This is a genomic window from Microvirga tunisiensis (assembly GCF_009296175.1).
In the GTDB taxonomy this organism is placed as follows: Bacteria; Pseudomonadota; Alphaproteobacteria; order Rhizobiales; family Beijerinckiaceae; genus Microvirga; species Microvirga tunisiensis.
Map to the genome: position 1 here is coordinate 1 of NZ_VOSK01000236.1, position 9,999 is coordinate 9,999.

The window sequence follows — 9,999 nt, forward strand, 5'->3', positions numbered from 1 at the left end:
GGTGTTCAAGCTGGTGATGGCGGCCGCAAGAAGCTGGCGGAGGTTGATGGGCGAAAACCAGTTGCCCAAGGTGATCGCCGGTGTCAGGTTTAAGGACGGCACCGAGATCATTCCGATGCCGACAAACAGCGCCGCCTGATCGGCCCCATCACCTAAATTCCGTCATAGCTCCGCACCTTGTTCCGACCCTCCTAGTCATCATCGCCGTTGATGAACAGGATGGTCCTGTCGCGGGCCTCGTTGTCGGTGAATTGCTGCGGCGGCGACTTCATGAAATAGCTGGATGGACCCGTTAGCGCGCCGCCGATCTTGCGATCCATGGCGAGCTTCGCGCAGCGTACCGCATCGATCACGACGCCGGCGGAGTTGGGCGAATCCCACACTTCGAGCTTCACCTCCATGTTCAGCGGCACGCCGCCGAAGGTGGTGCCCTCCAGCCGGATATAGGCCCATTTCCGGTCCGTGAGCCACGGCACGTGATCGCTCGGGCCCACATGGATGTCGCCGGGAGGAAGAGGAATGTCGAGCTGGCTCGCCACGGCCTGCGTCTTTGAGATCTTCTTGGATTCGAGGCGCTCCCGCTCCAGCATGTTCTGGAAATCGGTATTGCCCCCGAAATTGAGCTGATAGGTGCGGTCGAGCCGCACCCCGCGCTCGCGGAACAGATTGGCGAGAACGCGGTGGACGATGGTGGCTCCGACTTGGCTCTTGATGTCGTCGCCGACAATGGGAAGCCCGCGCTCCTCGAAGCGCTTACGCCATTCCGGGTTCGAGGCAATGAAGACCGGGATGCAGTTCACAAAGGCGCAGCCAGCCTCCAGCGCCCGCTCCGCATACCATTCTGTGGCCTTCTGGGAGCCGACGGGCAGGTAGGAGACCAGGACATCGGTTTTCGACTGGCGCAGGATTTCGGTGACGTCGGCCTCGTCCTCCTCGGACTCCGCAATCTCCTCGCGCAGATACTTGCCGATGCCGTCGAGGGTTTTGCCACGATGCACGATGATTCCGCTTTGCGGGACGGCCGCAAAGCGCTGGGTGTTGTTGGGTTCGGCGAAAATGGCCTCCGAGACGTCACGCCCGACCTTCGAGGCGTTCACGTCGAAGGCAGCAGAGACCTCGACATCGCTGATATGATAGCCGCCGATCTCGACGTTCATCAGGCCTGGCACGGGCTCATCGCCCTTCGCATCTCGGTAATAAGAAAGGCCCTGCACAAAAGACGAGGCACAATTGCCGATGCCCACGATCCCGACGCGGACCTTTCTCGAAGTCATGGTGAATCTCCCCTTGTGCATCAGGCGGAATGCCTTGCCTCTTTGGGCGTGCCCATGAGGCAGGCAGCAGGCGGCCGCCCGGGTGGCATGGTCCAAAGCTTGGCCGTCAACTCAGAAGAAACGTACGTAGTTCCCTACAGCAATCCTCACCTTTGAGCCCTGTCTAGAACTCGACGATCATCTTACGTCATGCCCGCGATGGTTCCGATCTTTCTGGTGGAATCGGCGGCATAAGCTTGGCCTCTTTCCACGTGCTGACATGATGAAGTTCTTGCTCGATTGGCCGTGGCGCACCTTTATGTCTGATCTCAAACCACGGTCTTCATGCGATTCTCAGGCTGAGGGCTGCCACAGCCGCACGGCGCGAGATTCTTGAGAACGGTTGAGGAGTGATGAGTCCGAACGCACGACACGCCTCTCCGGTCTTTCATTGTCATCCTGGGCGCCTGTTTGCCAAGGGTGACGCCCGCCTTGCCTTTTAGGAGCGATGTGCCCGAGTGTAAGTATCCTCTCTTTGTCCTGCCCTCTTCCCGCGACTGCGAGCAGGCATGTTGGACGCTCAATCACACCTTCTGATCCTCTGAAAAGGCCCACCAGGGGTGGGATCCCTGTACTGCTCGGCAAGCATCTCGCAGACAAAAGCAACACAGCTCATGCGCGATAGCGGCCCGCAGGCCCTATAGGGGACCGCAGCAATCGAATACCAGCGAGCAGGTCTGACGGAGGCGTCACGCGGATGTCATGGAGCCGCGCCTAAACTTCAGGGATCAGCCACGGCTTTAGCGTCTCCATGATCAGGACGCCCACCATGAGCATTGGGATTCTACTTCTGATCGTTACCGTTCTGCTGTTCACGGCAGCTCTTCCGGCTTGGCCCTATAACCGAGGCTGGGACTCTCGGCCGAGCATCAGCTTCGGCCTGCTGATCCTGATGATTTTTATGCTGCTTGGAACCGGCCGTCTCTGAAGAGCTCCATTCCCTTAGATTATTCTTCCAGCCGTCAGAGCTGACGGGTAGGTTTGGAACAGCGCGCTCATTTCGGACAGGAGAGTAATGATGCCTCTCTTTATCCTGACAGTCCTGCTTGCATTGCTGCTGCCGGGGCAGCCCTGGGCCCAGAGTATCCCGGCTCCCCTCACCCGGATCGCCTTTGGCTCGTGTGCCGACGAGGAGAAGCCGCAGCCGATCTGGGACGCGGTGCTCGCCTACCGCCCGGAGCTCTTTTTGTTCACAGGCGACAACGTCTACGGCGACGTGCGCCAGGGCCGGAATGTGCCTGACGAGGATCTCATTAGGAGCTTGCAGGAGTCGTATACCCAAGCCTCCAAGCTGTCCGGCTACATGCGCGTTCGAACGACCCTCCCTTCTCTTGCGACTTGGGACGATCACGACTACGGAAAGAACGATGCGGGTGCCGACTTTCCTGGTCGGCGCGAGGCTCAAAGCCTCTTCCTTCAGTTCTGGGATGTGCCCTTGTCGGACCCACGCCACAACCGCGATGGCGTCTATCATGCCGAGACCTTTGGACCAGAGGGCCAACGCATCCAGGTGATCCTGCTCGACACCCGCTTCTTTCGCTCGCCTCTGAAGCTTACAGACGACCGCAACGCGCCAGGCCGGGAACGCTACGTCCCGGATGACGATCCCGCAAAGACCATACTCGGCGCCGAGCAGTGGCAATGGCTCGCCGAACGCCTGCGGGAGCCGGCGGAGCTGCGTCTCATCGTGTCATCCGTTCAAGTCGTGGCGGAGGGCCATGGCTGGGAGCGCTGGGGCAACTTCCCACGCGAGCGCCAGCGCCTCTACGATCTCGTGCGCGAGACCGGCGCAAACGGCGTGGTGTTCATCTCAGGCGACCGGCATATCGGCGGCCTCTACCGGGAGACGAACGGCACGCCCTACCCGCTCGTCGAGATCACCTCGAGCGGCCTCAACCAGGTGTTTGCCGGCAACCGCGAAGTGGGCCCGAATCGCCTCGGCGCCGTGTACGGCGCAGCGAACTTCGGCACGGCGGATGTGGATTGGTGGGAGGGTGTGATCGCGCTTTCGCTCCGCAACGAGGCCGGCGAAGTGGTGCGGCGAACGAGCGTCAAGCTCGCCGACCTCAGTGCTCCCGAGCCCACCCGCTAGGCGCCATGCGGCTCGGCCGAGTCTTGGCGTGGGGCGTCCTCGTGTTGGCAGTGATCTATGCTGGCCTTGTTAGCGCCCTATAACTTGCGCAGGACCGGCTGCTGTATCCCGCGGCCGGCCAGCCGGTGGCGAGCATCACGGCGGATATGGCAGGCTTCGAAGCGCTTGCTTCGGGTCCCGGCGGTTCCCTTTTTCGGCCAGCGTCCGCTCAAGGTCATCGGCCTCTGCGCCAAGGGTGGCCAGTCCTTTCTCGACCGCCTCCAGGAGCGGCTGCAATGCGGTCTCCGGATTCCTTTGAGCGATCACGCGCTTGAGGCTGCGGGCGAACTTCTCGCCGCGCTGAACGGCCTTGGCCGTTTCGGCGTGAAGGGTCCGGAAGGTGTCGCGATCTGATTTGGGCGCCATGGATCGCTCCGTGCGCGGGGGGATAATGGTCGGCGCTCAGGGCTGAGAAACAGGCCAGACATCCATGCCAACGTCAGGCATAAGTCCGTTGGGGTCAGCCTCGCCGTCACCAGCGCTATTGCGGTCAACCGACTGATCGGCTGATGGTTCAGGCTTCGTCCCTCACCTCGGGACGAGGCGTCGGCTCAAGAGTATCATGGATTGCGCCCGGGTTGGCCCGGATCCCCGTGAGCGGCCGCTCGAAAGTCTGGTGATTCTGGTGATTCAGCACTCGGATCGCTTTTCTCGCCGTAGGTCATGTGCGTCTGCCCAGATCGGCAAATCTCCAGTAAGATTGCACATGGGATCAGGCCCTGAACACTGCGGGCTGCTTCCTGTCGAAGCTGGTCTCGAATCCGTCCCGCTCAGAGAGGGCTGGTTGAGCTCCACAGAAGGCATCGGCCCGTGGCTTGGAACGTCCGTCCTGTCCCGCATCTCGACCGGCTGGAGATTGACGAGGATCTATCTCTCCAGCACCGCCTCTGGCGCTTCGAGCGCATCGGGTGGGCTGCTCTCGGCCTCTTCCTCGGAGCGGGCCTGTTCGGGCCCTTTGGCGGAGGCCCGCTCAGCCGGGCCGAGGCTATTACCCCGTCTGGTGCGCTCGCAGTCCACTATGAGCGCTTCCTCCACAACGACACCCCAACCACCCTCCGCCTCCGGCCCGGAACCGCCCAGGCGGACGGCTGGCGCTGGATCTCGCTCTCCCAAGATTATGTCGACCGCGTCGCGATTGAGCGCGTGATCCCGGCCCCCGGCCGCACGGTGGTGACCGGCCGCGGGCTGCGCCTTGGCTTCGCTCCTGGTACAGCCGAGGACGCAGGAGAGATCACCATCACCCTCACACCAATCCAGGCTGGCATAGTGCACGGCAAGCTCAGCGCCGGGTCCGGCCCAGGCGTGACTTTCACCCAGCTTGTCTATCCCTGAACCGATCCGGAGGTCGTGATGGAATCTGTCATTCGCGCCGCAGCCGTCTACGCACTTCTTCTGGTGCTCTTCCGCCTCGCCGGCCGGCGCACGCTCGCCGAGACCAGCACCTTCGACCTGATGCTGCTGCTGCTCATCATCAGCGAGGCGACGCAGAATGCCCTCGTCGGCCAGGATTACTCCCTCACGTCCGCGTTTCTCGTGATCGGCACGCTGATCCTGCTCGACGCGGTCCTCACCTTTCTGCTCAGCCGTTTCCGCAGCCTCGACAAGGCCGTCAACGGCCTGCCCCTCGTCGTGGTTGCCGACGGGGAACCCCTGTGGGAACGCATGAGGGCCTGCCGTATCGACATCGCCGATGTTCTCGAGGCGGCCCGCCGGCTGCGCGGGCTCGAGCGCCTGGAGCAGATCCAGTTCGCAGTGCTCGAGCGAAGCGGCGGAATTTCCATCATTCCACCCCGCGACGGTGCGAGTATCCCATGACATGCAAGGAGCGACGGGGACCACACTCCTCCGCTGCTCGTTCATGAGAGGCGCGTTTACTTACTCACTGCTTGTTGTTTGCCTTTCGAAACTCAACCCCGTGAGAAAGACGGCTTGAATGACGCATCCCAGTGAAGACACCCTCGGCTGGCTTCTGGCGCAAGCCGCTCGCCTGCATCGCTTTTACCTGAACGAGAAGCTGAACGAAATGGGCCTGTTTGCCGGGCAGGAGCAGGTCATCCAAGTGCTCGACAGCCTGGGGAGCATCCCCATGGGGGAGCTTGCCAATATCCTGCGTGTGCGCGCGCCAACCGCCTCCAAGGCCGTGACGCGTCTGACAGCGCTGGGCTTTGTCGAGCGGCAATCGGAGCGGCTTGCGGAGGGTGGGGATCGGCGCTCAGTCCGGGTCAGGCTGACTCGGAAAGGCAAGACCGCGGCCGCTCGCATCCACGCGCTCTGGGATGAGGTGGAGGCCGATATGGTAGCCGACTTTGACCCCAAGGATGGCAAACGGCTGCGCAAGCTTCTTCTGCGCGCGGCGACCAACCTGGCCACAGCCCTGGGGGGCACCGAGCAGAACTTCGATATTCCGCTCGATGCCTTGGACGATCATCGCATTTAGGGCTGGCTGAGTCTGTGATGGTCTTGCTTCTGCCATGAAGCCACAGAACTCTTGAGACCAAGGAGCCGCTTGAGGGTTCCTTCCGTCAGTTGTCCTGCGTACACCCGCTCCACCAATCCAGGACCCCTCTCATGCCCGTTGAGATCGAGCGCAAGTTCCTCGTGGTGAGTGACGGCTGGCGCGAGCATGCCGCGGGCCAGCGCTTCTGTCAGGGGTATCTCGCCCGCACGGATGGCGTGACCGTACGCGTGCGGCGGGCAGGATCACGAGCTTACCTCACGGTCAAAGGCGAGCCGAATGGGATCGTGCGCCCGGAGTTCGAGTATGAGGTGCCGGTCGAAGAAGCCGAGGCGATGTTCAAGCTGTGCCATCGTCCGCTGATTGAGAAAACCCGCTATGAGGTTCCCCACGCGGGCCTTGTCTGGCACGTCGATGAGTTCGCGGGCGACAATGCCGGACTGGTCCTGGCCGAGGTGGAGCTCAATCACCCCGAGCAGCCGGTCGAAATCCCTCCGTGGCTGGGCCAGGAGGTCAGTCACGATCCGCGCTTTCGCAACTCCCGTCTCGCGAGTGCGCCGCAGAGGCAAGCCATCCCAGAGCATCACGCGGCCTCACTTCAGGAGGCCGCGCCGGCCGCCACAAGCTCTCGCATAGCTGAGTCATGCTCCACGACAAACGCAGGCGCGGTTCAGGCTGCATTCTGCTCGTAATCCTCGTTCCAGGTCTCTATCTGCCGCAGGACGGCCGCGAGCGGCTCCGGCAGACGCTGGTCAGGTTCGTCCCGGAAGACCTCCGCCATGACCCGCGCGATCAAGAAAGCGGCAAGGTCTGGATAAGGACAGGGAGCACGTGAAGAGAGGCACTACCCGGGCTTCGGCCGCCGTCATCCAAGTGTCACCCGCTTGTCACCCCGACGACATGCACTCTGTCCAGAAGGAACCTGCTCAATACCAGGAGGACGAACATGGCAACCCGCCTGACCCTCGCGCTGCCGATGGTGGCTGCGCTCTCCTCGGCTGCTTTCGCACAGCAATACCCGGCAACACTCGCCGGCCATGCCGTGCTGCCCGCCCAGAGCTTTGTCGATGCGCCAGCCGATGCCCCATCCGACCTGAAAATCGCTGGCAAGTTCACCACCGGCAAGCGGGTCGATACGATCGGAACCATTGAGGGAACTTCGGGTGATCGCCCGACCGGTGTCAAGCTTCCTTTCCGCGGTCAGCCGCTGCAGGGCCATTCCGGCGTCAAGAGACAGCCCGATGGCACCTTCTGGGTGCTGACCGACAATGGCTTCGGAGCCAAAGCCAATTCCCCTGACGCGATGCTGTATCTGAACCATTACCGCATCGATTGGGAGAAAGGCACGGTTGAGCGGCTCGACACCGTGTTCCTCAGTGACCCGGACAAGAAGGTGCCGTTCCGGATCGCCAACGAGGGCACGGACAAGCGCTACCTGACTGGCTCTGACTTCGACACCGAGAGCTTCCAGCCGATCGGCGACAAGATCTGGATTGGCGACGAGTTCGGCCCCTACCTCATCCGCGCCGGCCGGACTGGCAAGGTCGAGGCGGTGTTCGAGACGACAGTCGATGGCAAGCCGGCCCGCTCTCCCGATCATTATGCGGTCACGACACCGGCGACGCCGAACGGCGCTGTGACCTTCAACATTCGCCGCTCCAAGGGCTACGAAGGCATGGCCGCGTCGCCGGACGGCCGCTTCCTGTATGCGCTCCTGGAGGGGCCGGTCTGGGATGCCGACAAGAAGGACTGGGAGAAGACAGCCGACGGCAAGGAGTTCCTGCGCATTCTGGAGTTCGACGTGCAGGCGGAGAAGTGGACCGGCCGCCACTGGCGATACGTGCTCGAGCAGAACGGTCTTGCCATCGGCGACTTCAACATGATCGACGCGACCACAGGACTGATCATCGAGCGCGACAATGGCGAGGGCACCGCCGACAAGGCCTGCCCTCAGGGCCAGAAGCAGCTCAACTGCTTCAGCGACATCGCGAAGTTCAAGCGGGTCTACAAGGTCGAGCTGTCGGACCAGCACGTCGGCGCCCCGGCCCGGAAGATCGGCTACATCGACCTGATGCAGATCGCCGATCCCAACCGCAAGGCCCGGACGCCTCTCAACGACAATGTGCTCACCTTCCCGTTCTTTACCATCGAGAACGTGGACATCGTGGACGACCGCCACATCGTTGTCGGCAACGACAACAACCTGCCCTTCTCGTCAAGCCGCGATCCCAACAAGCAGGACGACGATGAATTCTTGCTGCTGGAAGTCGGGGACTTCTTGAAGGCGCGCTGAACGGTGCATTTGGACTGGATCGGAGGGCCGCCGACCTTCGTCGGCAGCCCTTTTTTGTGGTCGAACCTACAGGGCGGTTTGTGTCGCAAACCCGGATAGGAGACGTGAAAAGGACAATCGCTTGGTAGCGCGTTCAGGCAGCGAGCAGCTCAACCTGCTCAGCGAGAGAGGGCTGCGGATTCCGGGCTACTTCGTCGGCCCTGAACAACCCACAACTTGCTGCGGCTGAAGGATTCTTCGTCTTCGCGAAGCATTGTAATGTGCCGGCATATGGGGACAGACCCTCTCAAAGCCGGTGTGTAGATCAGCACCGAAACGTTGACCCCTATCAGAACAGGTGCAACCGGCTGAACATGCGAAACAAACCGCTATGACAGCGGGGTCACAGTCGGCGCCGCTCGCGACCCTCGCGCTCTGAGAAAGACCTCAAGCCGCCGAGAGGCTTACGTTTGGCAACCGACAGGGTCTGGGTTCAAAGCCGAATGACAGCCGAACACCGCACCTCGAAATATCTGAATAACATCCTTGAGGCGGATCATGGCGTGCTCAAGCGCGTGATCCGTCCGACGCGCGGCTTCCAGACCAGGAAAACTGCCGCCGCGACGCTGCCGGGCTTTGAAATCATGCGCATGATCCGCCGCGGTCATTGCATCCAGTGGGAACGTCGAGCGACAGGCAAAATCCGTCTCGTCAATCAGCTCGTCGGTCTTGCGGCTTGAGCGGCCCGTTAAACTGGGTCCGTTTTGCCGTTTTCAGGTTAACGCAACCGTGTCTTGCTGACAGCATCAAACATGGCACAGACAAGTGGCAACAATAAACTGGTCGCAAGTGGCCGAAGAGGGCTGCAAGCTTTATCGTCCGTCAGCTGGAGGACACTGCTCAAAGCCATACGTTGAGGATCGCCACTATCATGGAGGTAGGCCGACCCCTCCTCAGCCAGGCAATCCTGCTCATAGGCGTGGAGAGGACTGTCCTATCAAAGGAGACGACGAAGGCGCTCGGCGTGAAGGTGGGCACGCTCAAGAGCCGGGTGAACCGCACCCGCAACCGTCTGGCCGAGCTGATGGGGCAGCTGAGGGTGAAACGCAGATCGAGCCAGACGGCATGCCGGATGATCTCGGGCGGCAACTGGCGTCGGGCAGAGATGTGTTGCATCCCCTACCCTACTGCGGATCAGTGCGAAGCGTCACCAGTTCTCATGACAAGACCCGTCCGAAGGCCCGATCAATCAATGGGCGGGCGGCACGGCGTGCCTATTGAACTCGTCCACGCCCAAACAGATCAGACAAAGCTTTCAGAAGATCGTTGTTGATCCTATAGCGAACGATGTGGGTCGCCTCGTCGCGGGTTGGGATAGCGATGCCCTCTGCGACCAGTACATGAAGATTGCGAATGACATTGCTTTTCAAATCTCTGGTTGCTTCAGCGAGCTCGTACTCAGTCTGAGGCAATGTTTGCTGCATCAGAACCATGACGAGCATAAATCTCCTCGCCTGAGAAATCATAGCAAGCTTCCGCCGGAGATCGGACAGGGGGTAGCATCCTGAATGATCTGCACCGCCAGACAGGATCTTCTCAAGAGCTAAGTCTAGGCGCTTTCTTGCAATAGGGCGCGATGGTTCCATGTCAAGCACTGTCACTTCATATCCAATTGCGCCGAAGCACCTTCGGCTAGTCTCTCGAAGGTCTCATCGAAGGAATAGCCGGCGCCACGCACGGTTCGGATCGGATCGGGCCGGCGCGGCAGGTTGATCGCCTTGCGCAGGCGGCCCACATGCACGTCCACGGTGCGCTCGTCGATATAGAC

Annotated in this window: 11 protein-coding genes and 2 pseudogenes; 9 read left to right on the forward strand and 4 right to left on the reverse strand. The window is 61.5% G+C overall.

The genetic code is table 11. The features are described 5' to 3' along the window. Nucleotides 1–139 (forward strand): annotated as a pseudogene (locus FS320_RS31475) (IS256 family transposase); the annotation flags it as partial. A 52-nt stretch (nt 140–191) separates the two neighbouring features. Here FS320_RS31475 and FS320_RS31480 read toward each other — a convergent pair. Then, a complete protein-coding gene (locus FS320_RS31480) occupies nt 192–1,274 on the reverse strand; it encodes an inositol-3-phosphate synthase (RefSeq protein WP_152716388.1) in 1,083 nt (360 codons plus the stop codon). 808 nt (nt 1,275–2,082) lie between these two features. Between FS320_RS31480 and FS320_RS31485 the strand changes: the two genes are divergently transcribed. Together FS320_RS31485 and FS320_RS31490 are read left to right on the forward strand one after the other, a co-directional pair. Further along, nucleotides 2,083–2,241, forward strand: coding sequence for a DUF3309 family protein (locus FS320_RS31485; protein ID WP_152716389.1), 159 nt, complete (start codon nt 2,083–2,085; stop codon nt 2,239–2,241). Nucleotides 2,242–2,328: 87 nt separating this feature from the next. Next, on the forward strand, nt 2,329–3,405 hold the full coding sequence (locus FS320_RS31490; protein WP_152716390.1) for an alkaline phosphatase D family protein: 1,077 nt from the start codon (nt 2,329–2,331) through the stop codon (nt 3,403–3,405). 135 nt (nt 3,406–3,540) lie between these two features. Here FS320_RS31490 and FS320_RS31495 read toward each other — a convergent pair whose 3' ends face one another. Continuing rightward, on the reverse strand, nt 3,541–3,810 hold the full coding sequence (locus FS320_RS31495; RefSeq protein WP_152716391.1) for a hypothetical protein: 270 nt from the start codon (nt 3,808–3,810) through the stop codon (nt 3,541–3,543). Nucleotides 3,811–4,254: 444 nt separating this feature from the next. Here FS320_RS31495 and FS320_RS31500 point away from each other — a divergent pair, with 444 nt between their 5' ends. The 6 genes and pseudogenes from FS320_RS31500 to FS320_RS31525 form a co-directional block, all read left to right on the forward strand. Continuing rightward, on the forward strand, nt 4,255–4,776 hold the full coding sequence (locus FS320_RS31500; RefSeq protein WP_152716392.1) for a hypothetical protein: 522 nt from the start codon (nt 4,255–4,257) through the stop codon (nt 4,774–4,776). 18 nt (nt 4,777–4,794) lie between these two features. Next, nucleotides 4,795–5,259 carry a DUF421 domain-containing protein gene (locus tag FS320_RS31505; protein ID WP_152716393.1) on the forward strand — a complete coding sequence of 155 codons (465 nt, stop codon included), beginning with the start codon at nt 4,795–4,797 and terminating at the stop codon, nt 5,257–5,259. 118 nt (nt 5,260–5,377) lie between these two features. Beyond that, on the forward strand, nt 5,378–5,881 hold the full coding sequence (locus FS320_RS31510; RefSeq protein WP_152716394.1) for a MarR family winged helix-turn-helix transcriptional regulator: 504 nt from the start codon (nt 5,378–5,380) through the stop codon (nt 5,879–5,881). A 131-nt stretch (nt 5,882–6,012) separates the two neighbouring features. Then, the gene (locus tag FS320_RS31515) at nt 6,013–6,591 is read left to right on the forward strand and encodes a CYTH domain-containing protein (RefSeq protein ID WP_152716395.1); all 579 of its coding nucleotides are present in this window, start codon (nt 6,013–6,015) and stop codon (nt 6,589–6,591) included. 284 nt (nt 6,592–6,875) lie between these two features. Continuing rightward, nucleotides 6,876–8,192 (forward strand): esterase-like activity of phytase family protein, encoded by a 1,317-nt coding sequence (locus FS320_RS31520; protein WP_244627520.1) that lies wholly within the window; start codon nt 6,876–6,878, stop codon nt 8,190–8,192. 494 nt (nt 8,193–8,686) lie between these two features. Beyond that, nucleotides 8,687–8,911, forward strand: a pseudogene (locus FS320_RS31525) (DDE-type integrase/transposase/recombinase); the annotation flags it as partial. A 534-nt stretch (nt 8,912–9,445) separates the two neighbouring features. Here FS320_RS31525 and FS320_RS31530 read toward each other — a convergent pair. Together FS320_RS31530 and FS320_RS31535 are read right to left on the reverse strand one after the other, a co-directional pair. Then, complete coding sequence (locus FS320_RS31530) at nt 9,446–9,832, reverse strand: hypothetical protein (RefSeq protein WP_152716398.1); 387 nt, start codon at nt 9,830–9,832, stop codon at nt 9,446–9,448. Beyond that, the coding region (locus FS320_RS31535) for a winged helix-turn-helix domain-containing protein (RefSeq protein ID WP_192926366.1) at nt 9,829–9,999 on the reverse strand (171 nt) is incomplete at its 5' end. The genes FS320_RS31530 and FS320_RS31535, both read right to left, overlap by 4 nt.

Coding starts and splice junctions, on each gene's coding strand:
- FS320_RS31515 (WP_152716395.1), top strand. CDS start 6,013: ATGCCCGTTGAGATCGAGCGCAAGTTCCTCGTGGTGAGTGACGGCTGG.
- FS320_RS31495 (WP_152716391.1), bottom strand. CDS start 3,810: ATGGCGCCCAAATCAGATCGCGACACCTTCCGGACCCTTCACGCCGAA.
- FS320_RS31520 (WP_244627520.1), top strand. CDS start 6,876: ATGGTGGCTGCGCTCTCCTCGGCTGCTTTCGCACAGCAATACCCGGCA.
- FS320_RS31505 (WP_152716393.1), top strand. CDS start 4,795: ATGGAATCTGTCATTCGCGCCGCAGCCGTCTACGCACTTCTTCTGGTG.
- FS320_RS31480 (WP_152716388.1), bottom strand. CDS start 1,274: ATGACTTCGAGAAAGGTCCGCGTCGGGATCGTGGGCATCGGCAATTGT.
- FS320_RS31485 (WP_152716389.1), top strand. CDS start 2,083: ATGAGCATTGGGATTCTACTTCTGATCGTTACCGTTCTGCTGTTCACG.
- FS320_RS31510 (WP_152716394.1), top strand. CDS start 5,378: ATGACGCATCCCAGTGAAGACACCCTCGGCTGGCTTCTGGCGCAAGCC.
- FS320_RS31490 (WP_152716390.1), top strand. CDS start 2,329: ATGATGCCTCTCTTTATCCTGACAGTCCTGCTTGCATTGCTGCTGCCG.